Annotated in this window: 21 protein-coding genes; 19 read left to right on the top strand and 2 right to left on the bottom strand. The window is 40.7% G+C overall.

What is annotated here, in order from left to right:
* Nucleotides 1–3: 3 nt before the first annotated feature.
* From ABZP26_RS12385 to pdxJ, 8 genes are all read left to right on the top strand, one after another.
* Nucleotides 4–957, top strand: coding sequence for a MucB/RseB C-terminal domain-containing protein (locus ABZP26_RS12385; protein ID WP_016899682.1), 954 nt, complete (start codon nucleotides 4–6; stop codon nucleotides 955–957).
* Nucleotides 958–968: 11 nt separating this feature from the next.
* Entirely contained in the window at nucleotides 969–1,418 is a 450-nt protein-coding gene (locus ABZP26_RS12380; protein ID WP_013465635.1) for a SoxR reducing system RseC family protein, read from the top strand.
* Nucleotides 1,419–1,540: 122 nt separating this feature from the next.
* Nucleotides 1,541–3,328, top strand: coding sequence for a translation elongation factor 4 (lepA, locus tag ABZP26_RS12375; RefSeq protein ID WP_013465634.1), 1,788 nt, complete (start codon nucleotides 1,541–1,543; stop codon nucleotides 3,326–3,328).
* A gap of 16 nt (nucleotides 3,329–3,344) precedes the next feature.
* Nucleotides 3,345–4,280 (top strand): signal peptidase I, encoded by a 936-nt coding sequence (lepB, locus tag ABZP26_RS12370; RefSeq protein ID WP_138686845.1) that lies wholly within the window; start codon nucleotides 3,345–3,347, stop codon nucleotides 4,278–4,280.
* Between the two features lie 2 nt (nucleotides 4,281–4,282).
* Nucleotides 4,283–4,960, top strand: a complete 678-nt coding sequence (rnc, locus tag ABZP26_RS12365; protein ID WP_008466504.1) for a ribonuclease III — start codon at nucleotides 4,283–4,285, stop codon at nucleotides 4,958–4,960.
* On the top strand, nucleotides 4,950–5,882 hold the full coding sequence (gene era / locus ABZP26_RS12360) for a GTPase Era (RefSeq protein ID WP_013465632.1): 933 nt from the start codon (nucleotides 4,950–4,952) through the stop codon (nucleotides 5,880–5,882). Before rnc ends, era begins: the two co-directional genes overlap by 11 nt.
* A 22-nt stretch (nucleotides 5,883–5,904) precedes the next feature.
* Nucleotides 5,905–6,597 (top strand): DNA repair protein RecO, encoded by a 693-nt coding sequence (gene recO / locus ABZP26_RS12355; RefSeq protein WP_128583130.1) that lies wholly within the window; start codon nucleotides 5,905–5,907, stop codon nucleotides 6,595–6,597.
* A gap of 21 nt (nucleotides 6,598–6,618) precedes the next feature.
* Nucleotides 6,619–7,350, top strand: a complete 732-nt coding sequence (gene pdxJ, locus ABZP26_RS12350) for a pyridoxine 5'-phosphate synthase (protein ID WP_013465630.1) — start codon at nucleotides 6,619–6,621, stop codon at nucleotides 7,348–7,350.
* Nucleotides 7,351–7,379: 29 nt separating this feature from the next.
* Here pdxJ and barA read toward each other — a convergent pair whose 3' ends face one another.
* Nucleotides 7,380–10,154, bottom strand: coding sequence for a two-component sensor histidine kinase BarA (barA, locus tag ABZP26_RS12345; RefSeq protein WP_013465629.1), 2,775 nt, complete (start codon nucleotides 10,152–10,154; stop codon nucleotides 7,380–7,382).
* A gap of 111 nt (nucleotides 10,155–10,265) precedes the next feature.
* Here barA and rlmD point away from each other — a divergent pair, with 111 nt between their 5' ends.
* The 6 genes from rlmD (at nucleotide 10,266) to ABZP26_RS12315 (ending at nucleotide 18,867) form a co-directional block, all read left to right on the top strand.
* Nucleotides 10,266–11,591, top strand: coding sequence for a 23S rRNA (uracil(1939)-C(5))-methyltransferase RlmD (rlmD, locus tag ABZP26_RS12340; RefSeq protein ID WP_368484998.1), 1,326 nt, complete (start codon nucleotides 10,266–10,268; stop codon nucleotides 11,589–11,591).
* An 8-nt stretch (nucleotides 11,592–11,599) separates the two neighbouring features.
* On the top strand, nucleotides 11,600–13,756 hold the full coding sequence (gene relA / locus ABZP26_RS12335) for a GTP diphosphokinase (protein WP_013465627.1): 2,157 nt from the start codon (nucleotides 11,600–11,602) through the stop codon (nucleotides 13,754–13,756).
* On the top strand, nucleotides 13,737–14,561 hold the full coding sequence (gene mazG / locus ABZP26_RS12330) for a nucleoside triphosphate pyrophosphohydrolase (RefSeq protein WP_024602670.1): 825 nt from the start codon (nucleotides 13,737–13,739) through the stop codon (nucleotides 14,559–14,561). The genes relA and mazG overlap by 20 nt, the downstream gene beginning before the upstream one ends.
* A gap of 157 nt (nucleotides 14,562–14,718) precedes the next feature.
* Nucleotides 14,719–16,353: a CTP synthase gene (locus tag ABZP26_RS12325; protein ID WP_013465625.1), complete on the top strand. Its 1,635-nt coding sequence runs from the start codon at nucleotides 14,719–14,721 to the stop codon at nucleotides 16,351–16,353.
* Between the two features lie 96 nt (nucleotides 16,354–16,449).
* Nucleotides 16,450–17,748, top strand: coding sequence for a phosphopyruvate hydratase (eno, locus tag ABZP26_RS12320; protein WP_013465624.1), 1,299 nt, complete (start codon nucleotides 16,450–16,452; stop codon nucleotides 17,746–17,748).
* 144 nt (nucleotides 17,749–17,892) lie between these two features.
* The gene (locus ABZP26_RS12315; protein ID WP_368484997.1) at nucleotides 17,893–18,867 is read left to right on the top strand and encodes a prolyl hydroxylase family protein; all 975 of its coding nucleotides are present in this window, start codon (nucleotides 17,893–17,895) and stop codon (nucleotides 18,865–18,867) included.
* A gap of 13 nt (nucleotides 18,868–18,880) precedes the next feature.
* Here ABZP26_RS12315 and mutH read toward each other — a convergent pair whose 3' ends face one another.
* Nucleotides 18,881–19,552, bottom strand: coding sequence for a DNA mismatch repair endonuclease MutH (gene mutH, locus ABZP26_RS12310; protein ID WP_013465622.1), 672 nt, complete (start codon nucleotides 19,550–19,552; stop codon nucleotides 18,881–18,883).
* Nucleotides 19,553–20,081: 529 nt separating this feature from the next.
* Between mutH and rppH the strand changes: the two genes are divergently transcribed.
* From rppH to ABZP26_RS12285, 5 genes are all read left to right on the top strand, one after another.
* A complete protein-coding gene (gene rppH, locus ABZP26_RS12305; protein WP_013465620.1) occupies nucleotides 20,082–20,600 on the top strand; it encodes an RNA pyrophosphohydrolase in 519 nt (172 codons plus the stop codon).
* Nucleotides 20,601–20,623: 23 nt separating this feature from the next.
* Nucleotides 20,624–22,888, top strand: a complete 2,265-nt coding sequence (ptsP, locus tag ABZP26_RS12300; protein ID WP_368484996.1) for a phosphoenolpyruvate--protein phosphotransferase — start codon at nucleotides 20,624–20,626, stop codon at nucleotides 22,886–22,888.
* 65 nt (nucleotides 22,889–22,953) lie between these two features.
* Nucleotides 22,954–23,763, top strand: a complete 810-nt coding sequence (locus tag ABZP26_RS12295; protein WP_013465618.1) for a sulfite exporter TauE/SafE family protein — start codon at nucleotides 22,954–22,956, stop codon at nucleotides 23,761–23,763.
* Nucleotides 23,764–23,775: 12 nt separating this feature from the next.
* Nucleotides 23,776–24,579, top strand: a complete 804-nt coding sequence (gene lgt / locus ABZP26_RS12290; RefSeq protein ID WP_033102792.1) for a prolipoprotein diacylglyceryl transferase — start codon at nucleotides 23,776–23,778, stop codon at nucleotides 24,577–24,579.
* Between the two features lie 13 nt (nucleotides 24,580–24,592).
* The gene (locus tag ABZP26_RS12285; protein ID WP_010387816.1) at nucleotides 24,593–25,444 is read left to right on the top strand and encodes a thymidylate synthase; all 852 of its coding nucleotides are present in this window, start codon (nucleotides 24,593–24,595) and stop codon (nucleotides 25,442–25,444) included.
* The last annotated feature ends 6 nt before the right edge of the window (nucleotides 25,445–25,450 follow it).

The raw sequence follows: 25,450 nt of genomic DNA, 5'->3' as shown, positions 1-25,450 counted from the left end.
TAGATGAAAGTAATAACTTTTGTTATGTCGTTGGTGTTAAGTTTTAATGCTTTCGCCAATGACACAAACCCCGCTAAAGATTTACTGCTTGAAATGGCCAGTGCAGTTCATACACGTAATTTTGATGCCTCTTTTGTTGTTGTTAAAGGCAAAAGTATGGAGCCCTACCGTTGGGTGCATGCTAAACAGGGGGACGTTGAGCTTGAGCATTTGAGTTTACTCAACGGTGCTGGCCTTGAAATGATCCGCATTGACAACCAAGTTACCTATTTTGAGCCACAATCAGAGCCGTATTCATTAACAACCGACTCAATTGCCGGCCCTATTCCTGAAGTGCTTTTTAAAGATATTAACCGCTTAAGTGCGCATTATGATTTTGTGCTTGGTGGTAAAGGCCGTATTGCTGGGCGTCCCGCGCAATTAGTTCGAATTGAATCTAAAAACGAAGACAAATACAACTATTGGATATGGATTGATACTGAGTCGTCGTTATTATTAAAAGCGGCGTATGTTAATCATCAAGGTGAAGCGCTTGAGCAATTACAGCTCACTCATATTAGCGTGACTGAGCAACCGGCAAACTTATTATTAGAAGTGCTTAATCGTAACTTTCCAACCCCATTACCTGCCAATTCAATTGATGAACAAACTAAAGCGAATGCCATGAATTGGACTATTGGCTGGTTACCTGAGGGGTTTGAATTACTTAAGTCAGACAGGCATAAGCTCGACTTAAATAATGAATTAACAGACTATTATTTATTTTCTGATGGGTTTGTTGAAGTATCTGTGTTTGTGCAACGACCACTACCGGGTAAGCGTTTAAGCGGTGCCCTCACCTCAGGGGCAACTACGATTTATGTACACAACGGCGGAAATTTTGATGTCTCTGTGGTGGGAAACATTCCAACCATGAGTGCCAAAGCCATTGCTGAGTCTGTATCGCGGGCATTATAAGTAACTAAACTATGATTGAACAAACGTTAACCGTCGTGGCCCTTAGTGGCCACGTTGCGCATTTAGAAGCCCAACAAAAACAGGCCTGTGAAGGCTGTAATGGACGTTGTGGCTCACAAGTGTTTAGTAAGTTATTTGGTACCGCCAAAAAAACATTACCTTATAAATTTGAAACACAGTTAGAAATAGGCCAAAAAGTAACTTTGTCATTGGATGATAGCCATGTTGTAAAGCATGCCTTTGCAGTTTACATGCTGCCTTTGTTTTTGAGTTTAATATTCGCTTTAATAGCCAGTGAATTGATATTGTTAGCCGAAGGCTGGCAAATTTTAGCCGCGATATTGGGTGGGATCACCGGCTTTTTAATTGCTAAAACATGGGTGAAATCATTAAGACATGAGATAAAAGTGATAAAAATTCATCCAATTAGCCTCCCTTTAACTCAAATAGATGGTGATTGACGCCAATTAAATGTAAAATTGCGTTTTTATGCCACAGTAACTTGAAAATACACAGCAAGTATTTTCAAGTTATTTAGGCATATGACCTTAGTCCTTTAAAATAGAAGTTTAGAATCCAGTTTATGAAGCATATCCGTAATTTTTCGATCATCGCCCACATTGACCATGGTAAATCGACCCTTTCTGACCGTTTGATCCAAGTTTGTGGTGGTTTAACCGACCGTGAAATGCAGAAGCAAGTTCTGGATTCAATGGATATTGAACGTGAACGTGGCATTACCATCAAGGCACAAAGTGTAACCTTAAATTATAAAGCGAATGATGGTGAAACTTACCAACTTAACTTTATCGACACCCCTGGGCACGTTGACTTTACCTATGAAGTATCGCGTTCGTTAGCGGCTTGTGAAGGGGCACTGCTCGTTGTTGATGCTGGTCAAGGCGTAGAAGCGCAAACATTAGCAAACTGTTACACCGCCATTGAAATGGACTTAGAAGTTATACCGGTACTTAATAAAATTGATTTACCGCAAGCTGATCCATTACGTGTAGCCGAAGAAATTGAAGACATTATTGGTATTGATGCCCTTGATGCGGTGCAATGTAGCGCCAAAACAGGTGTAGGTATTGCTGAAGTACTTGAAATGATCGTTAAAGATGTACCGCCACCAGTTGGTGATAAAGACGCGCCATTACAAGCGCTAATTATCGATTCTTGGTTTGACCCGTACCAAGGCGTTGTATCGCTAGTGCGTATCAAACATGGCGAACTTCGCGCGGGCGACAAAATTAAAATCATGTCAAACGAAAACGTACATACCGCAGATCATGTGGGGATTTTTACGCCTAAACAAACTAACACCGGTGTTTTACGCACTGGTGAAGTAGGCTTTGTTATTGCTGGTATCAAAGAAATACATGGTGCACCGGTGGGTGATACCATTACTCATCAAAAAAATGCGGCACCACTGCGCTTACCTGGTTTTCAAAAAATTAAGCCGCAAGTTTATGCGGGTATGTTCCCAATAGCCTCTGATGATTACGAGTCATTCCGCGATGCCCTTAACAAACTTAGCTTAAACGATGCCTCGTTATTCTTTGAACCAGAAAATTCAACTGCGTTAGGGTTTGGTTTCCGTTGTGGATTCTTGGGCATGTTACACATGGAAATTATCCAAGAGCGTTTAGAGCGTGAATACGACATTGATTTAATCACCACGGCACCAACGGTTATTTACGAGGTGGTAACTAAAGAGGGCACGACGCAAATTGATAACCCGTCTGATCTTCCACCAGTTAACGATATTTTAGAGATACGTGAGCCGGTTGTAGAAGCTAATATTTTAGTTCCACAAGAGTACTTAGGCAGCGTAATCACCTTATGTGTTGATAAGCGCGGTATGCAAACTAAAATGAGTTATCACGGTAAGCAAGTTGCAGTAACGTATGAACTGCCAATGGCTGAAGTGGTAATGGACTTCTTTGATAAGCTAAAATCAACAAGCCGTGGTTTTGCCTCGCTTGATTATAACTTTAAGCATTTCCAAACTTCAGACATGGTACGTGTAGATATACTTATCAATGGCGAGCGTGTGGATGCATTGGCTATCATTGTTCACCGCGACAGCGCACAATCACGTGGTCGACAGCTTGCTGATGCGTTAAAAGAACTTATACCACGTCAAATGTTTGATATTGCGATTCAGGCAGCAATTGGTCAACATGTAATCGCCCGAACAACTGTTAAGCAACTACGTAAAAACGTAATCGCTAAATGTTACGGTGGTGACGTGAGCCGTAAGAAGAAATTACTTCAAAAACAAAAAGATGGTAAAAAGCGAATGAAGCAACTTGGTAACGTTGAAGTGCCTCAAGAAGCGTTCTTAGCCATTTTGAAAGTTGGTAAATAAAAATAAAGGATAATAAATGGCTGGCTACTTTTCAGTTTTATTGGTGTTGTTAACTTTAGGCTCAGGTCTAATATGGTTAGTAGATCACTTAATGTTTGCCCCTAAAAGGCAGGAACGTTTAGCAATTGCTCAAACTTCTGCCGGTGGTCAACTTGATGAAGAAACCGCAGCATTGATTGCGCCTGAGCCAATGATTACTGAAACAGCAAAGTCGATTTTTCCGATGATTGCTGCTATCACTATTTTTAGATCATTTATTTTTGAGCCGTTTCAGATCCCATCGGGTTCAATGATGCCCACCTTATTAGTGGGTGATTTTATTTTAGTGCAAAAGTATTCTTATGGGATTAAAGACCCAGTATGGCGCAGCCAATTAGTGGATGTAAGCGAACCAGAGCGTGGCGATATTGTTGTTTTTAAATACCCGTTAGATGAGAGAGTGGACTATATTAAACGTGCTATAGGTTTACCTGGCGATAAAATTGTTTATCGTGATAAGCGTTTATATATTCAACCAAAATGCGAAGAAGGCGAAGTTCAAAAGGGCGCACTTCTTTGTAATGAATTCAATAAAATTGATTTTAAATTAATTAATGATAATGAATTTAAGCAAGGCCCAATGGATTTAGCGCGTTTAAATGAAGATTTAACCACGACTAACCATGACATTTTAATCAACCCAAAATCGCCTGAACGTAAGGGGCGTTACTACCAGCAATTGGGCACACCTGCGGATGAATGGGTGGTTCCAGCTGATCATTACTTTATGATGGGTGATAATCGCGATAACAGCCAAGATAGTCGCTTTTGGGGCTTTGTACCAAAAGAAAACTTGGTGGGTAAAGCTGTCTTTATATGGATGAGTTTTGAATTTGATAATGGCCCAGATGACATTTTACCAGGATGGGTTCCAACTGGTGTTCGTTTTGAACGCCTAGGTAATATTCAGTAACAATGAAAAAAAATGTAACAGAGTTATACAAAAGAATTGGCTACACATTTGCTGATCAAGGGTTACTTGAGCAAGCAATGACGCATCGCAGCCACAAAGGTCAACATAACGAGCGACTCGAATTTTTGGGTGACTCAATTTTGAGCTTTGTCATTGCCAATGCACTGTACGCTAAATTTCCTAAAGCACGCGAAGGCGATTTAAGCCGCATGCGTTCGACTTTAGTTCGCGGCCAGACGTTAGCTGAATTTGGCCTTGAATTTGAGCTTGGTGATTACCTACGCTTAGGTCCTGGCGAACTAAAAAGTGGTGGTTTTAGACGCGAGTCAACCCTAGCGGATGCAGTTGAAGCTATTATTGGCGCTGTATTTTTAGATTCAGACATAGATCGCTGCGGCGAGCTTATTTTAGCGTGGTATGAATCACGTTTAGATGCTATTTCACCAGGGCTTAACCAAAAAGATCCTAAGACCCTGCTGCAAGAGTATTTGCAAGCTCGTAAGCTATCATTACCAGGCTACACCGTAGTTGATACTAAAGGTCAGGCACACAATCAAACATTCACGGTTGAATGTATCGTTGATGGAATGGATAGCATTATTTCTGTTGGCAGCTCACGGCGTAAAGCCGAACAAAAAGCGGCCGAAAAAGCATTGAAGATACTTAAAAATGAATCTTGATACCTTAATACAGCCTCATGAAGGCGAAATAGACACATTTTGTGGCATGGTTGCGATTGTTGGTCGTCCTAATGTGGGTAAATCAACACTGCTTAATGAAATTATTGAGCAAAAAGTCAGTATTACCTCACGTAAGCCACAAACCACGCGCCACCGTATTATGGGTATTCATACTGAGGGTAAGCACCAAGCTGTGTACGTCGATACCCCAGGCCTGCACGTTGAAGAAAAGCGTGCTATTAACCGTTTAATGAACCGTGCAGCGTCTAGCTCAATTGGTGATGTTGAGCTGATCATTTTTGTGGTTGAAGGCACTCATTGGAATGCCGATGACGACATGGTACTTAACAAAGTAAGCCAAAGTGGCAAGCCGGTATTGTTAGTTATTAACAAAATTGACCAAGTGAAAGATCGCGACCTTGTACTTCCACATATGAAGTTTTTAGGCGATAAGTTTGATTTTGTTGGTATTATGCCCGTATCTGCGACTCAGGGTAAAAACATTAACCTGATCAAAGAAGAAGTGACTAAGCGCTTACCACCGTGCGAATTTTATTTTCCTGATGACTACGTAACTGACCGCTCAATGCGCTTTATGGCGGCTGAAGTTATCCGTGAAAAGCTAATGCGCTTTATGGGTGAAGAGTTACCGTATTCAGTGACTGTGGAAATAGAGCAGTTTAAATGGCAAGAAAACGGTATTTGGCATATTAATGGCCTGATACTAGTTGAGCGTGAAACGCAAAAGCGCATGGTAATTGGTAACAAAGGCGAAAAGCTAAAAGTAATCGGCCGTGAAGCGCGTAAAGACTTAGAGGAAATGCTTGAAAATAAAGTGTTTTTAGAACTGTGGGTTAAAGTTAAATCGGGCTGGGCTGACGATGAGCGTGCCTTAAGAAGCTTAGGTTACGGTGAAGATTAACATTTTATACGCAGCATAATTTATGGACAGCGATTTCTATAAAGCTTATTTATTACATCGGCGTCCATATAGCGACTCGCAAGTAATGCTCGATATGCTAGTAGAAGGCGTTGGCCAGCTTAGAATGCTCGCACGAGTTAGTGGCCGCCAGGCCACTAAATACAAAGCCCAACTCCAACCATTTCAAGCCTTACTCGTCCATTACAATGGCAAATACGATTTAAAGTACATCAATAAATTTGAGCTTCATGGTAATCCGTTATTTTTAACCGGTGATAAGCTTTACTGTGGCTTTTATTTAAATGAATTAACCAACCGAATTGTGCCGATTAATGAACCCATTGATCAGGTTTTTCAACTTTATAAAACTCACCTAGAAAACCTTAATAGCAGGACTGACATGCAAGCAGTGCTTCGCTCTTATGAGTTTCAATTGCTAGAGCTACTAGGCTATGGGGTTGATTTTAGTTTTGATGCGGATGGTGAGCCAATTGATGACACGCAAACGTATAGCTACTTTGCAGAAGTGGGCTTTGCTGTGCAACACGACTCGCGTTCTGGGTTTACTGGTTCACAACTCAATGCCATAGCAAATCATGACTTTAGCCAAGCGGATGTGTTATATATGGCAAAGCAATTAAGTCGTTATTTATTAAAACCATTGTTGGGCAACAAGCCATTAAAAAGTCGTGAATTATTTACGGCCTCTCAATAAACAAATTTCACAGGTACAAAAATGAAAGATATTCTTCTAGGCGTGAACGTAGATCATATTGCAACGCTTCGCCAAGCACGAGGTACTTCTTACCCTGATCCTGTCCATGCAGCCAGTGTTGCAGAGCATGCCGGTGCTGATGGCATTACTATTCATTTACGCGAAGACCGCAGACACATTCAAGACCGCGATGTGTATGTAATGGCTAAAACCATTCAAACACGTATGAACCTTGAAACCGCAGTAACCGATGAAATGATTGCTATTGCACTTGAGGTTAAGCCTGAATATGTATGCTTAGTGCCTGAAAAACGTGAAGAGCTTACTACCGAAGGGGGCTTAGATGTGGCAGGCAATATCGATAAAATAGCCGCTGCGACTAAAACATTAACACAAGCTGGAATTAAAGTATCACTGTTTATTGATGCTGATAAAGCGCAGTTAGATGCAGCAAAAGCGTGTGGTGCACCTTATGTTGAAATTCACACTGGGGCTTACGCAGATGCCACCAACGATGAAGACACCGCCAAAGAGCTCGAGCACATTCGCCAAGGCGTGAAATATGCAGCCAGTATTGGTTTAATTGTCAATGCTGGCCATGGTCTGCATTATCACAATGTAAAACCAATTGCAGCGATGCCAGAGATTTATGAGCTAAACATTGGCCACGCTATTATTGCCCGCGCAGCCATTGACGGTTTAGATAAAGCGGTTCGTGATATGAAACGCTTAATGCTTGAAGCTCGCGCGTAGAGTTATAATTAACGATATTAAAGACGAGCTTATTTATTAGTGATATCAATGTTGGCATCAACAAGTAAGTTTTCAAGCTCGTCTTGCAACTCAAATAACTCGGGCTCAATATTCTCAAGCGTACATTCATTTTTAAGTGATGTTTCGATCGTTTCAGCCAATGTTTTTAATTTTGGTACACCTGTATAGCAGCATGCGCCATGAAATTTATGGATAACGCTAAGTACTTGAGGGCAATCTTCGCTGGTTATTGCTTGATTTAGTAAGTTCAGGGTTTCGGGCACGCTTAGCAGTAACATATTAAGCATTTCATTGGCTAATTCTGCTTTACCGCCTGCACGTTGCAATGCCAGCGTCCAGTCAAGGCGAGTGCTATCAAAAGGAGCAGGGCTATGTTCAAATGTGCTTTTTGACTTATCACGACTCACTGGTAATTGCGGGCTATGATCGCAAATAATTTGGTTTAGCATATCTTCATCGATAGGCTTAGTTAAATAACCTTCAAAACCATCTTTTAATAACTGTTCTTTTTCACTATTAAGTGCATGCGCCGTCACGGCAATAATAGGCGTATCTTCATTCAAAGATGACTCTTTAATGAGTTTACAGGCTGTAATACCATCCATTATAGGCATTTGAATATCCATAAAAATCACATCATATTTATGGCTTTTGCTTAAACTATACGCTTGTGACCCATTATGTGCGGTATCAATTAATTCAACTTGCTCGTTGAGTAGGGTGTAAATTAATTTTAAATTAGCGTCATTATCATCCACCACTAACACTTTTAGTGGCAGCAGGGTTTGTTCATGCTGTTCTATATTATGTGCCGGGTGGTCGAGTCGATAAGGCGCAGCTAATAGCTCACATAGCTTTCGGTGATTAAGAGGTTTACTCAAACAGGCGTCAGCGCCGCTGCCGATGAAGGCTTCGCGCATGTTGTGCGATACGGTATTAAGCATTAAATATAAATAATCGGTTGATTCTCTAACCGCTTTTACATAGCTTTTTAAACGCTGCATATCGTCAACTGATGCCATGTGACCAATAAGACAAATATCAAAATTGATCTCTGAATTTTTTATGCACTCTAAAAATTCGGTTTCGTTATAGCAAGGAGTGACACTGACTTTCCACTCTTGTAATAATGAGGCAACAGCATGATGGGTATGCTTATGCGGCTCTAAATAAAGAACACGTTTACCAATTAATGACTGGGTAGGCAAATCGTTGATAAATACATGATTTGGTAATCTAAATACACCATTAAAGGTAAAACAAGTTCCGCTACCAGGGGCTGAATTTAAGGTAATACGGCCGCTCATTGCTTCAACGATATGTTTAGTAATAATAAGCCCTAAGCCGGTACCGCCAAATTTGCGGGTAATACTGGAGTCGGCTTGACCAAAGGCGGTGAATAGTGCGTCTTGTTTATCTGCTGGAATACCTACCCCAGTATCTGCGACTGACACCAAGACAGAGGTGCGCTCTTCATCAAGCAAACGATGGCTAATATCAACTTTTATCGCGCCTTTTTCAGTAAATTTAATCGCGTTACTTAACAAGTTAATCAGCACTTGTTTAAACCGTGTGGGGTCGCCGGTTAAGTGGTCGGGCACCTGAGGATTAATATAAATAGAAAGCTCAAGTTGTTTGTCGTGTGCGCTAGGTGCTAGTAATGTCATAACTTCGTTTACGCTATCGCGCAGTTGAAACTGAATAGACTCAAGCTCCATGGCTCCGGCTTCTAACTTGGAGAAATCTAATATGTCGCTAATAATAGTCATTAAGCTGTTAGCCGAAAGCTCTATGGTATCAAGGTAATCTTTTTGGTTTTTATTCAGAGGCGTTTTATAAAGCTGGCGGGTAAATCCAATAACCCCGTTAAGTGGGGTGCGTAACTCATGACTCATTTTAGCTAAAAAGTCAGATTTAACACGGTTAGCATCCTGCGCTTCTTTTTTAGCCATGGTGAGCTGGATATTTTGTGTTTCGTATTGTTCAAGCGTTTCGCGGTAATCGCTGGTTGCCTGATCAATATTTTTTTGCATTTCATCTTTTTGCATCACCATAGAATGCGAGATGGTATTGAGCCCCTCACGTAATAACTCAAACTCGCCATTCATGGGTTCAGTTAATCCGGTTTGTCTTTTACCTTCAATCAACCTGTCGGTAGCAAGTACTAACTTATTAAGCGGGGTCATAAACATCCGACTAAGTCTTAGCGCTAAAATAGCGGCTAATACTAAGGCGAGAATAATAATAATACCGCTGACCAATAATGCACGTTGTTGGCCAATAACAGCTTTATCGCGGTTAAGCTGAATCACAACGGTGCCCAACGAGGTTTGGAACTCAGAAGTATTCCAGTCGCTATTGGGGGTTGTATGGTTAATGATAGGGGTGAAAAAGGTTACTAAGTCTTCACTTTGCTGAACATAGGTGGCTTTAAAGCCATTTAATTGCGTTTGCTCAATTAAAGTGTCGAATGAGCGATGATAATTACTGGTTATAATAAGTTGGTTGTTATCATTAAAGATGGCAATCGATTTAATCGAAGGGGAGTGTTTGTTGTGTGTATAGCGAATGATGCGATTAAGCAGTTTTTTATTTTTTTCCAGTAAAGGTTGTTCAAGTGCAATAGCCAGAGGTTCAGCAATCGTTGTGCCTTGTTGATATAAAATTTCATCAAGCTCAATGTAACGATTTATTGTAAAATAACCACCTAGTAATAGCCCGATGATCACTGTGGGGATCAGGGTGAGTGTTAAAACAGAATCGCGCAAGCCTAGTTTGGTCATAATCTGAGCATTATTATCATTTTTATTGAATGTGAGTATATACATACTCATAGTTATTCTCAAAGTATCTAGGTAGAGACGTGATTCATCAACCTTTTAAGGTAATGCCTAATGGCACAAATATTTAAAGCAAATAAAAAACCACTTCAACAGCAATCACTTGAACTTGATATAACGGCAATGGATCACCACGGACGTGGTATTGCTAAGCATAATAATAAAGTGTGTTTTGTCAGTGGGGCATTACCTGGTGAGCGAGTAAAAGCCAAGTTAGTTGATGATAAAGCACGTTACAGCCAAGCTGACACGCTTAAAATACTCAAAGCCAGTGAATATCGCACTACACCCATTTGTGAACACTACAGCCAATGCGGTGGTTGTCAGTTACAGCATTTAGATGCCACACAACAAGTCGTTGAAAAGCAAGCAGCAGTAAATCAATTATTTGCCAAATTTGCAAAATTAACCGATTTAAACTGGCAAGCTCCGCTGCTAAGCCAAGCAACGCATTACCGACGTAGTGCCCGCATTGCCGTAATGTTCGACAAAGCAGCAAAAAAAATGCGGGTAGGCTATAGAGCACGTGGCTCTAAAAGTATTGTTAGCATTAATCATTGCCCAGTATTAAGTGACGTATTTGCAGAGGTATTTAACGTATTTGATAACATAATTAATCATAATAAGGCGCTGCACAGTATAAGTCATTTGCAGTTATGCGCTGCAGATGAGCAACACTTTATTGTTATTCGTCATACAAAAGCCATTTCGCCCACAGATAAAGCGTTTGTTGAGCAAAGTGTCTCGGCATATCATTGGCAATTAGTGTGGCAAAGTGATAGCGATACCATTGATCATGCCCATTTAGCGATGCCATTTTATAAGCTTGATCAGTTAGATATAAAATTTGAATTTGGACTAAATAACTTTATTCAGGTCAATGCGAGTGTAAATCAGGCAATGTTAATTCAAGCGGCGAGTTGGTTAGCATTACAAGGTGATGAAAATGTACTGGATTTATTTTGTGGTATTGGTAACTTCTCTTTAGTGTTAGCAAAGCAGGCTAAAACAGTAACAGGAATTGAAGGCGTTACTTCGGCGGTTGCATTAGCGACGCAAAATGCGCACACTAACTCTATTACAAATACCCAATTTCATTGTTTTGATTTAACCACGAGTATTAAAAAAGCGCCGTGGTTTAATAAAGAGTTAGATATTTTAGTACTCGACCCCTCTCGCACTGGTGCTATGGCAGTTTTAGAGCAGCTTCCATTAACGCAGTTTAAAGCGATTTTATATGTCTCTTGCGACCCTGTTACCTTAGCCCGTGACAGCGCTATTATTTCGCAAGCCGGCTTTGAACTTAATAAAATAGGGCTAATGAATATGTTCCCTCATACGGGGCATATCGAAACTATGGCGTTATTTCAACGGAGGTAAAGCGCATTATGGTAGCGACACGTCAATCTCATCAACATGACAAAGCGGGTGATTTTTTTTCACGCGTAGAATCTCTTGATTTGTCTCAGGAAAAAATTAGCTTACTCAATAAAGCGCAGCAACTTTGCCAAACTTGTGATAACAGCGAACGCCAAAATACCGCCATAGAGATGGTGGAGATTTTGGTTGAGCTAAATTTAGATGCTGACTCGTTAGCCACCGCCTATTTAACCCCTTATTATTTAAATGATGTAGTGAGCATTGACGCTGTCGAAGAGCATTTAGGAAATCATGTTGCGGTGTTATTAACGGGTGTGTCGCAAATGGCCACCATAAGTACGTTAGCTCATCAAGGCAATGGTACCGTGCAGGTCGATAATATTCGCCGTATGTTGCTTGCTATGGTGGAAGATGTGCGTGCCGTGGTGATTAAATTAGCCGAACAGGTGTGCCATTTACGCAACGTAAAAGACGCCGCTGAAGAAGAACGAGTGATTGCAGCCAAAGAGACTGCGGATATATTTGCACCGCTTGCTAATCGCCTTGGTATTGGCCAATTAAAGTGGGAGCTAGAGGATTTAGCTTTTCGCTATTTACACCCAGATATTTATAAAAATATAGCTAAACAACTTGATGATAAGCGCCTTGCCCGTGAAGCGTATATGGCTGATATGGTTGAGCAAGTAAAACAGCGCCTACATGAAGCGGGTATTAAAGCCGAGGTATACGGCAGGCCAAAACATATCTACAGCATTTATAAAAAAATGGCGAAAAAGAACTACGAGTTTGATCAGCTGTTTGACATACGCGCGATGCGAATTGTGGTTGAGCGCCTGCAAGATTGCTACGGTGCCCTAGGCATAGTGCACACTAATTGGCGCCATTTAAATAAAGAATTTGACGATTACGTTGCGACCCCAAAACAAAATGGCTATCAATCTATTCATACCGTAGTATTTGGCCCCGAAGGTAAAACTGTTGAGATTCAGATCCGAACGCACGACATGCATCAAGATGCAGAGCTGGGCGTTGCCGCACATTGGATGTACAAAGAAGGTGCGTTACCAGGGCGTGGTTCAGGCTATGAGCAAAAAATTAGCTGGTTGCGTAAGTTACTGCAATGGCAAGAAGAAGTGGTTGATGGCAGCGATTTAGCGCAAGAGCTTAAAAACCAAGTGGTTGAAGACCGCGTCTATGTGTTTACTCCACGTGGAGATATTTTTGACTTACCGCTAGGGGCAACGCCTCTTGATTTTGCTTACTACATTCACTCCAATGTAGGGCATCGGTGTATTGGTGCAAAAATATTTGGCAAAATAGTGCCGTTTACTCATCAATTAAGTACCGGCGATCAGGTTGAAATACTGACCCAAAAGCAGCCAAATCCAAGTCGTGATTGGCTAAATCCGTCGTTAGGTTACATTAAGTCTTCTCGCGCTAGAGCCAAAATCCACCATTGGTTTAAACAGCTCGACCGCGATAAAAATTTAAGCGCGGGTAAAGAAATCCTTGATAACGAATTACAAAAGTTAGAGTTAACTTACAAAGATTTAGACCCAGCGATAAAGCGCTTTAACTTTAGAGAGCTTGATGACTTAATGGTCGCCATTGGTGCAGGCGATATTCGCCTTAACCAAATGCTCAACTTTATTACCGATAGAACGGAGCACGAGCCGGTTATTCGCTTTAAATCGCCCAGTAAAGTGACTGGCGATAAAAACGGTATTGTGGTTGATGGAGTAGGCAGTTTAATGAGCCATGTTGCTCGCTGTTGCCGCCCTGTACCTGGGGATGAAATTATTGGGTATATTACCCAAGGCCGTGGCATTGCCGTGCATCGTGAGGATTGTGACTCGTTTAGTAATTTAAAAAACAAGCACCCAGAGCGCGTTATTTCAGTAAGTTGGTCAGATGATATTAGCAGCTCCTACGCGTTAACTATTCGTATTGAAGCCAGCGATCGGTCTGGTTTAATTCGTGATATTAGTTCTGCTTTGGCGAATGAAAAAGTCAATGTGCTCAATATGAATGTCAACACGGTTGATAGCACTCAAACGGCTATTTTTGTGATGCAAATAGAAGTGCATGACTTACAAGGCACAAATAAAGTGCTTTCTAAGTTACACCAGATAGAAGGGGTGCACAGTGCAAAACGAGGGCAGTAATCAGGCTAATAATGAGGCTATAAGCCAACTGCTGGAAATAATGCAAACACTGAGAAACCCTGAGGGCGGATGCCCTTGGGATCTCAAGCAAACGTTTGCGTCAATCGTGCCGCATACTCTTGAAGAAGCCTATGAAGTGGCTGATTGTATTGAAACGAATAATTTAAGCGATTTAAAAAATGAGTTAGGCGACTTACTTTTTCAAATCGTGTTTTATGCGCAACTAGCACAAGAGCAGCAATTATTTAATTTTAACGATGTAGTGGCACAGTTAAATGAAAAGTTGGTGCGTCGTCATCCGCATGTATTTTCAGCGCAAGACACACCTAAAACCGATGCCGAATTAGCTGCGCAGTGGCAAGCAATAAAAGCACAAGAGCGTGCGGCTAAACCCCAAGGCCAAAGCTCAGTACTTTGGCAAGATATACCAAACAGTTTACCTAGCTTAACAAAAGCTAAAAAAATTCAGCAACGGGTCGCTGCGTTAGGGTTTGATTGGCCGACTTATCACGGTGCTATTGATAAAGTGAGTGAAGAGGTTGAAGAAGTGAAAGAAGCCTTAGCTCATGACCCATACTCAGATCATACAGCAGAAGAGCTAGGTGATTTGCTGTTTGCTACTGTTAATGTAGCGCGCCATGTTAAACGCGACCCCGAACAACTGCTTCGCAGTGCCAACGATAAGTTTTCTGCACGGTTTGAAAAGGTACAAAACTACTTAATTGCACAGGGTAAATGTATTGATTCTGCGTCTTTAGAGGAAATGGATGCAGCATGGGATGCGATAAAAAAACTAAATAAATAGGGACATAAAAAATGTTTGTTTTTTGTGCACAGATTTACCAATTTTAGCTGGATTGCTTAGCTATGTTTTGGTACAATTTCGCCCCGTCTTGTTTATATTCCAAAATCACTTGTTTGGGTATTATATTCCTTTTAATTCCTGATATTCTAGGGTTCGCATGAGTACAAAATTTATCTTCGTTACTGGCGGAGTTGTTTCTTCGTTGGGTAAAGGTATTGCAGCAGCATCGTTGGCCGCTATTTTAGAGGCCCGTGGCTTAGATGTTACCATTTTAAAGCTGGATCCTTACATCAACGTTGACCCAGGCACAATGAGCCCAATTCAACACGGTGAAGTATACGTTACCGAAGACGGCGCAGAAACGGACCTTGATTTAGGTCACTACGAACGTTTTATTCGCACCAAAATGACCAGCCGTAATAACTTTACGCAAGGGCGCGTATATGAAGATGTACTACGTCGTGAAAGACGTGGCGAATATCTTGGCGCAACAATTCAGGTTATTCCTCATATCACTAATGATATTAAGCAACGTGTTTATGATGGCGCAGAAGGCCATGATATAGCAATCGTTGAAATTGGTGGTACGGTAGGTGATATTGAGTCACAACCATTTATCGAAGCTATTCGTCAAATGGGCACAGAGATTGGTCGTGAACGTGCGCTATTTATTCACTTAACGCTAGTGCCATTCTTAGGCCCTGCCGGTGAAGTGAAAACAAAACCAACTCAGCACTCAGTTAAAGAGTTACGCTCAGTCGGTATTCAACCAGATATTCTTATTTGTCGCTCAGATCGTAAGCTGCCAAATAACGAGCGTGCAAAAATTGCATTGTTCACAAACGTTGAAGAAAAAGCCGTTATTTCACTGCCTGATGTAGACAGTATTTATAAAATCCCTGCGTTATTAAAGTCGCAAGAGTTAGACAACTTTGTATGTCGTCGTTTCCATTTAGACGCGCCTGAGGCTGATTTAGCTGAGTGGGAACAAGTATTGTATCAAGAGTCTAACCCAACGGGTGAAGTGACAATTGGTATGGTTGGTAAATACATTGAATTACCGGATGCATACAAATCAGTAAACGAAGCATTAAAACATGCGGGACTAAAAAATCGTTTAACTATTAATATTCAATACGTTGATTCACAAGACTTAGAAACTAAAGGAACGGATATTCTTTCTCGCTTAGATGCTATTTTAGTGCCAGGTGGTTTTGGTGGTCGTGGTGTTGAAGGTAAGATTTTAGCGGCTAAATATGCTCGTGAAAACAAAGTGCCTTACTTAGGTATTTGTTTAGGTATGCAGGTTGCGCTTATTGAATACGCACGAAATGTTGCCGGTTTAGTTGATGCAAACTCAACGGAATTTAATGCAAACTCAGAGGCTCCAGTGGTTGGTTTAATCACTGAGTGGCTAGACGCTGAGGGTAACGTAGAAGTACGTGATGAAAAGTCTGATTTAGGTGGCACAATGCGTTTAGGCGCACAAAAATGCCATTTAACGCCTGGTTCTAAAGTACACGAAGTGTATGGCAGCGACGAAATTGTTGAACGTCACCGTCACCGTTACGAAGTTAATAACAACTTCGTTGCACAGCTTGAACAAGCAGGTTTAAGCTTTACTGGTTTATCTGAAGATAAAAAGCTAGTAGAGATTATTGAAAATAAAGATCACCCTTGGTTTATTGCAGCGCAATTCCACCCGGAATTCACTTCAACGCCACGCGATGGTCATCCGCTATTTGAAGGGTTTGTAGCTGCGGCTCATACCTACCAAAAAGCGTCTTCGTAATTTAAAAAAGGCTGTGCATATTGCGCGGCCTTTTTTGTTTCTAAGGCTGGCCTAGGTTAGCCGTACTCACCATTTTGGGAATATAGAGGAATCAAGATGTCAGAAATCGTAAAAGTAATCGGTCGTGAAATTATGGACTCGCGTGGTAACCCAACTGTAGAAGCTGAGGTATATTTAGCTGATGGTTCATGGGGCCGTGCTGCTGCACCATCAGGTGCATCTACAGGAACTCGCGAAGCATTAGAATTACGTGATGGTGATAAAACTCGTTATTTAGGTAAAGGCGTATTAAAAGCGGTAGGTTTCATTAATAATGAAATTGCAGCGGCTTTAAAAGGTCAAAATGCACTTGCTCAAAGTGATGTAGACCAAGTAATGCTTGATTTAGATGGTACTGAAAATAAAGAAAAACTAGGTGCTAATGCTATTTTAGCGGTTTCACTTGCTAACGCAAAAGCGGCTGCACAATCTAAAAAAGTAGAGCTATACGAGCACATTGCTGACTTAAATGGCACGCCAGGTGTTTACTCTATGCCACTACCAATGATGAACATCATCAACGGCGGTGAGCACGCTGATAACTCAGTAGATATTCAAGAATTTATGGTTCAGCCAGTTGGTGCTGCTAATTTCCGTGAAGCATTGCGTATGGGTGCTGAAGTATTTCACAGCCTTGCAAAAGTGCTTAAAGCGGATGGTCATTCAACAGCTGTTGGTGACGAAGGCGGTTTTGCACCAAACCTTGCCTCTAACGAAGCAGCACTTGCAGCAATTAAAGTGGCTGTTGCAAATGCCGGTTATGAGCTTGGTAAAGATATTACCCTTGCACTTGATTGTGCTGCCTCTGAGTTTTATGACAAAGAAGCAAATATCTACGACCTTAAAGGTGAAGGTAAAAAGTTTACCTCTGAAGAGTTTAACTACTTCTTAAAAGACTTAACTGAGCAATACCCAATTGTATCAATTGAAGATGGCTTAGATGAGTCTGATTGGGATGGCTTTGCTCATCAAACTAAACTAATGGGCGATAAAGTTCAATTAGTGGGTGATGACTTATTCGTAACCAATACTAAGATTTTAAAACGTGGTATCGACAATGGTATTGCTAACTCAATCTTAATTAAATTTAACCAAATTGGTTCACTAACAGAAACGTTAGCGGCAATCAAAATGGCGAAAGATGCTGGTTTTACAGTGGTTATTTCTCATCGCTCTGGTGAAACTGAAGATGCAACCATTGCTGATTTAGCGGTAGGTACAGCTGCAGGCCAGATCAAAACAGGTTCATTAAGCCGTTCAGACCGTGTTGCTAAGTACAACCAATTGCTTCGTATTGAAGAGCAATTAGGCGCTAAAGCACCGTACAATGGTTTAAAAGAAGTTAAAGGCCAGTAATTCTTTAATTTGTTTAAAATTATAAAAAATCCTCGCTTATGCGGGGATTTTTAATCATAAATGCAAATATAACAGGTGGGTGGTTTATTGTTTGTAAATTTATTGTTACTTTAGGGGCGTATTAAAAATAACAATAAAATGATTATGAAAAATAACTATGTTACTCACCTCATAAATGCCAAATATCATGGCACGCTTCCTCCAAAACAAGAAATAGTGTCTTTTGCGCTAACAGCTCCTGAATTTGTTCACTATTGGTTATGTCATGCGGTTTCATCATCAACTTCTTCTCAGGAGCTAGCCATTGTTTTATGCTTAGCTAAGTATCATAAAATTGAAGCTCTTAAGGTTTTATCTCACTTTTGGCCAATCCGAACTGCTGCTCCGCAAGTAACAATTAACTTTGAAAAACATATATCGGGCCTTCCTAAGACTATACAGCAGGGTATTGAAACCGATTTAATAGGGTTGTGGAGTAGCTTAATTATGCCATTGAATATTCAATCCTCTGAACAATCATTACCTGTGACAACATTAGAAACGCAACTAACGAATGAATTAGCGCAGGAGATTATAAAGCTTGCTAATAATAATTTAAATTTAGCTGGGGTGTATGCTGAAAACTCTACAAGACAAAAAGTTATAGACATCAGAGACAATGAGCAGCTTATAACACAATTACCAGTCGATAATATTTTAATAGCTATATTACAGCGCATCATATGTTCAGACTACTATGCTGACTTAGTATATGCTGAGCCTATGATTATTTATCGTTATACTCAAGGTCAGCAATACAAATGGCACTATGATTTTATTACACCTTCAAATGAAAATGCTAAAAAAGAACTTAATTTTTTTGGTCAAAGACAGCGAACACGTATTATAAATTTAAATGACGGATTTGAAGGTGGCGAAACCGCTTTTAAAGACTGGAATGTAAGTGTTAAAGCCAAGCAAGGACAAGTAATTAAATTTAATAATATGATTGGTAATCAGGTAGATAAAAACTCAGTACATAGTGGAAAACCCGTATTATTAGGTGAAAAGTGGATTTGTACGCTTTGGATGCGAGAAAAACCTTTTTGGTTACGCGAATCTATTTGGTGCAAAAATTAATACCGACAAATAATTACAACTGAAACTGCTGTTTTAATATCTCTTTTGTAAAACTGGTTTTCAAATAAAAGCCACGGGGCAGGGTTTGTATAATTTGCCCGTTGGGGCCTATGGCATCGGTAACTACTTTGCTATTAGCGGCTTTTGGCCGTATTTGCATGGCGTCGCCTAAATGACCTGATATTTCATCTACCCGACCAAGCGCTATAAGCTCCATTTGCTCTTCCCAGTCTCGCTGTAATTGCGCATCTTGCGCAGGGGAGGGTTGCCACAAAAAGCCACTGCCTATGGTTCTATCAAACGGGGCGATATCGCGCTCACTTAAAATAGGTAACCATAAAACATGATTCAACTTTTTACGTACGCTACTTGTGTGCCAGGTCATGCCAGTTACATTCATTAACGGGGTGACCGACACAAAGGTAGTTTCTAGCGGTTTGCCTTTATATGAAATGGGCAATGTTTTGAGCTCTATGCCTAAATCCTCAAAGTCGGGTAGCGGTTTTGACCCAGCACTTGCGCCTAATACATACTCAATCAGTTGACCTGTCCAGCCTTTTTCACGCAATAAATCATCTGGCGTTTTAAAGTGGTACTGCTGTGCGAGTTGTCCTAGTGTGAGTCCTGCAATAGCATCGACACGTTGCATTAATTGATTGATTGAATGAGGTTTTAAAGGTTGCATACTGTTTATTATAGTTGAATAAATACCAACGCCATGATAGCAAATTAGTGTGTTAGTGGATATCTTTAGCGGTTGGTTGAATTTTGTTCGTGCCGTGTGTGGTGCAATTTTATGCACTGTTTTAAAACGCCAAGCTTAACTAAGTAACTGAACTGCATTGTTTTTTTTGTTTTTAGTGTTCAGTTTTAATTAAGGTCTATAAATGTTGTAAGGATAAATACAGATGTATAAACATGTTTATCCACAGATTCTGTGGAGAACATCACCTTTTAGATCTTGTATTGTGGATTTGTTTGCTAAATGAGCGTGTTTTACAAAAGTTATGCACAAGCTGTGAGTAACCAGCACAAACAGTGTGGTTTTTATGTATTTATACATGGCAGTGTTGTTTGTTATTCACATGCAATGGATTTCGCTATTAATTTGCCTTAACCGAGGACGTTAACGGGGCTTGTACGTAATAGTATTTGCCGTATTGCAGCTAATGTGGAACAATCATAAAAAATCGACTTACAAATGAGGCACTAAGGTGATTGATGCCGAAGGTTTTCGTGCCAATGTCGGAATTGTAATTTGCAATAATCAGGGGCAAGTGTTTTGGGCCAGACGCTATGGTCAACATTCTTGGCAATTTCCCCAAGGCGGTGTTGATGATGGTGAAACACCAGAACAAACTATGTACCGTGAATTACACGAAGAAGTAGGTTTGCGACCAGAAGATGTAGAAATAGTTGCAAGCTCAAAACATTGGTTACGCTATAAATTACCCAAACGATTAATCCGCCGCGACTCAAGTCCGGTGTGTATTGGGCAAAAACAAAAATGGTTTTTACTGAAGTTACGCTGTAAAGATGAAGATGTAAATTTACTAAAAACGCACCATCCTGAATTTGATGATTGGCGGTGGGTGAGTTATTGGTATCCAGTAAGGCAGGTAGTATCGTTTAAACGGGATGTTTATCGACGTGTTATGAAAGAGTTTGCTCCTTTTGCTATGCCCTTCAATAAGCGAGAGCAACAAAAAGACAATTGGCGAAGCAAAAGGTAGTTTTACATAAAAAGGAGCAGTGTATGCTGGCAACACTTAGATCGATAGCTGAGTCTGTTTCGCAACAAGCGAATTTAGACGATGCGTTAGTGTGCTTTGTGAAAATGGTAAAAGATGCCATGAATACCCAGTGCTGCTCCATTTATTTTGCCGATTACAGTCAAGATAACTTTGTACTGATGGCCAGCGAAGGGTTAAACCCCGATGCGGTGGGTAAATTTAGAATTGGCTTTACTGAAGGACTTGTTGGGCTAGTTGCTCAGCGCGAAGAGGCGATTAACATTGCGTTTGCTAAATCGCATCCTCGCTTTAAACTCTCTCCAGAAGTCAACGAAGAAGGCTACAACGCTTTTTTGTCTGTGCCTGTTGTTCATCAAAAAAAGGTATTAGGCGTTATTGTTGTGCAACAGAAAATGGCTCGAGTATTTTCTCAAGATGAAGAGTCGTTTTTAATTACGCTCTCAGCGCAGTTAGCTTCACAGCTTGCGCATGCCGAAATAAAAGAAGTATTGCGCCAAGATGAGTCGTCTCATCAAACATCGGTTTTAAAAGGGGTGTCTAGTGCGCCAGGCATTAGTATTGGTAAAGCCTTTGTTGTTATTCCTAAACTTAATTTTAAGTCCATAGAGCTTACTAAAAATAGTGATGTGAATGAACAACGCCGTTTATTCACGCAAGCGGTTGCTGCAACGCGCAAAGAATTTAGCACTTTATCGATGACATTAAGCGATACCATACCGCAAGAGGCGTTGGCGGTGTTTGATGTGTATCAGCAATTATTGGATGCTAAAAGTTTAGGTCATAATGTAGAGGCTCAATTACAAGAAGGTTGGTGTGCAAAAAGTGCATTAAAAATTGTGATTGAACGTTTAGTTGCACAGTTTAATGAAATGCAAGACCCTTACATTAAAGAGCGTGCGGTTGATGTTAAAGACATTGGCTTACGGGTGCTTCATCATTTAGTGAATACCGAGCATGCAATAAAAGACTACCCTGAAAACACAATCCTCATCGCTCACACATTAACGCCAGCTATGTTAGCTGAGGTACCCAATGAGCGTTTAGCGGGGGTTGTGAGCATTAATGGTTCAGCCAATAGCCATGCCTCTATTTTAACGCGAGCAATGGGGGTGCCTGCAATTTGGGGTATTGAAGATTTACCGCTATTGCAGTTTGATAACAAAGAAATGATTTTAGATGCTTTTGCTGGGCGTTTATATATTTCGCCTTCGCAAATGCTTATTGATGAGTATACAGAATTACAACACCAAGATAACTTACTCAACAATCGTTTTTTAGAAGAGCAATCACTGCCTGCAATTACCTTGGATGGGGAGCATATTAGTTTGTTACTTAATGCAGGGCTTGAGCTTAATACGCAACAAAATAGCGCCCATATTTGTGATGGTGTTGGTCTTTACAGAACCGAAGCATGGTTTATGCAAAAGGGACAGTTTCCTTCGCAGCAAGAACAAGAAAACTGGTATCGAGAAGTACTTAGTAGCTATTACCCTAACCCCGTTGTTATGCGAACGTTAGACATTGGTGGCGACAAAGTTTTAGATTATTTTAATATCACTGAAGAAAACCCGTTTTTAGGATGGCGTGGTATTAGAATTAGCCTAGATCATCCTGAGCTTTTTTTAGATCAGCTCAAAGCCATGCTCAAAGCGAATATTGGTTTAGGTAATTTAAAAATAATGCTGCCTATGATCAGTGGCACTGATGAAGTTGAAGAGTCGCTGGCATTGTATAACCAAGCCTATTATGAGTTAAGCGAAACATTTCCTGAGCAATTAATAGAAAAGCCAGATATTGGCATTATGCTTGAGGTACCTTCAAGTGTATTTATGCTGCCAGAGTGGTCTAGAAAAGTCGATTTTTGCTCAGTGGGTAGTAACGATTTAACTCAGTATTTATTAGCGGTAGATAGAGCAAATGCCCGTGTGGCCGATTTATTCAATCCTTATCATCCAGCTGTGTTACGTGTATTAAATAATATTGCCAGCGAATGTGAGCACTATGAATTGCCCTTTAGTTTATGTGGTGAGCTTGGCGGCGATCCCGAGGGAGCAATATTACTTATTGCCATGGGCTATAGACGTTTAAGTATGAACTTATCGTCGTTAAATAAAGTGAAATGGGTGCTTAGGCGCTTAAATGTTAGTGACATGGAACAATTACTGAGCGAGTGTTTAGCACAGCCCAATGCTAAACAAGTGTTGCGTTTAACCCGTAATTTTATGATAGAGCATCAGCTAGGTAATTTATTTTATACACCTAAATGATAGAGCTGTTATTGTTTATATAATCAATTAAAATATACATATTCTTAAATGTATTAGAGATAACTATGTATGAACTAGGACTTCTAGTTGCAAGTTGTGCGTTATTAGGTTGCATTGTTGGTTTTTTAGCAGGACTTCTAGGCATAGGCGGTGGTTTAATCATTGTGCCGGTGCTAACGAGCTTGTTACTGGGTTTTAATGTGGCCGCTGCCGATCATGTATTAGTTATCGCTATTGCGACATCTTTAGCCTCTATTTTATTTACCTCGACTTCTTCAGCGTTAGCTCATCATAAAAATGATAATGTGCCTTGGAAAATTGCCCCTTGGGTAATGTCGGGTGTGGCCATTGGCGCCTTGATTAGCGGCTTTGCTGCCAGCTTTATACCTGAGAAAATGTTACGAACCGTGTTTGCGGTGAGTGTGGTTTTTATTGCTATGAGAATGGTGCTTTCTGCCCGTAATAAAGTGAGCGTAGGTCACCCGATGCCTGCAGGCCCCGTGCTAGGAAGTATTAGTGCGATAATGGGGGCACTATCTGGGTTGATTGGGATTGGCGGTGGCGCACTACTTGTGCCTATGTTGCACTATTTTTCGGTTGATATTAAAAAGGCAATTGGTTGCGCTGCTGCATGTGGTATTGTAATTGCCTTTTTTGGCTCTATTGGTTATGTCAGCGCCGGTTGGCAAGTAACTGACTTAGCGCATGGTTTTATGGGATTTGTTTATTTACCTGCATTGTTAGGGATTGTTGTTACCTCATGGTTTATAGCGCCAATAGGCGCCAAAGCAACGCATTACTTACCTGTGAATACAATTAAGAAAGTTTTCGCGATGTTACTTGTTATCATCGCTATTAAAATGGTTTTTAGCTAAAGGTTTATTTTTATGGCACTGGAGTTTCCTCAAATTGATCCAATAATTTTTTCTATTGGGCCACTTAGCGTTCGTTGGTATGGATTAATGTACTTAATTGGTTTTGCGTTTGCGATGTGGTTTGCTAATCGTCAAGCTAATAAGTCCGGTTCAGGTTGGACTAAAGACGAAGTCAGCGATTTACTCTTTTACGGCATGCTGGGCGTTATATTAGGTGGGCGTATTGGTTATGTTCTGTTTTATCAGTTTAGCTATTTTATCGAAAACCCCTTATATTTGTTTAGAATAGACCAAGGTGGCATGTCGTTTCATGGTGGAACACTGGGGGTGATCACTGCAATTGCTATTTTTGCTTACAAGCGTAAAAAATCGTTATTACAAGTCGGTGATTTTGTAGCACCTTTAGTGCCTGTTGGTTTACTGGCTGGGCGTATAGGTAACTTTATTAACGGCGAATTATGGGGGCGTACCACTGATGTTCCGTGGGCAATGGTGTTTCCAACTGGAGGCCCGCTTGCACGCCACCCTTCACAACTTTACGAAGCTTTTTTTGAAGGGCTTGTATTGTTTGTCATATTATTGTGGTTTATTAAGCGTCCACGTCCTGCGGGAAGTGTGTCGGGTTTGTTTTTACTGGGTTACGGCGTATTTAGATTTTGTATTGAATATTTTCGCCAACCAGATGCGCAATTGGGGCTATTTGCCGACTTTATCTCTATGGGGCAAATTCTATCGTTACCAATGATAATTGGCGGGTTAGGCTTACTTATTTGGGCCTATAAACAACCACAATCAAAAACAGCGGCAAAAGCTTAAAAGAAGAAGTTAGATGAAACAATATTTAGAATTATGTCAGCGCATTGTTGACCAAGGACAATGGGTTGAAAACAAGCGTACCGGTACACGTTGTTTAACGGTTATAAACGCTGATTTAGAATACGATGTGGCTAATAATCAGTTCCCAATGATCACCACGCGAAAAAGCTATTACAAAGCGGCTATTGCTGAATTATTAGGTTATTTAAGAGGCTATGACAGTGCTGAGCAGTTTCGTAGCATAGGCTGTAAAACTTGGGATGCCAACGCCAATGAAAATAGTGCCTGGCTCAATAATCCTAATCGTAAAGGTGAGGATGATATGGGGCGCGTTTATGGCGTGCAAGGACGAGGCTGGCAACGCCCTGATGGTTCAACACTGGATCAACTTGCAAAGGTCATCAATAATTTAAAAAATGGCATTGATGATCGCGGTGAAATTATTACCTTTTATAATCCAGGTGAGTTTGAGCTTGGCTGCTTGCGCCCATGTATGCATACGCATACCTTTTCATTACTAGGCGATACCCTGTATTTAACCTCGTACCAACGAAGTTGTGATGTACCGCTAGGGCTAAACTTTAATCAAATTCAATGTTTTGTTTTATTGGCACTGGTTGCACAAATTACTGGCCACAAAGCAGGTAAGGCATATCATAAAATCACCAATGCCCACATTTACGAAAATCAGCTAGATTTAATGCGAGATGTGCAATTAAAGCGCGAGCCATTTGCTTCTCCTCAATTAAAAATTAATCCAGAGATTAAGTCACTCGAAGATATAGAAACATGGGTAACACGTGATGATTTTGAGGTGGTTGGTTATCAATGCCACGAGGCTATTCAATACCCATTTTCAGTTTAAAAAATA

The organism is Pseudoalteromonas sp. SD03, assembly GCF_040937955.1.
Classification (GTDB): Bacteria; Pseudomonadota; Gammaproteobacteria; order Enterobacterales; family Alteromonadaceae; genus Pseudoalteromonas; species Pseudoalteromonas tetraodonis.
This window is presented reverse-complemented; position numbering and strand designations above follow the sequence as displayed.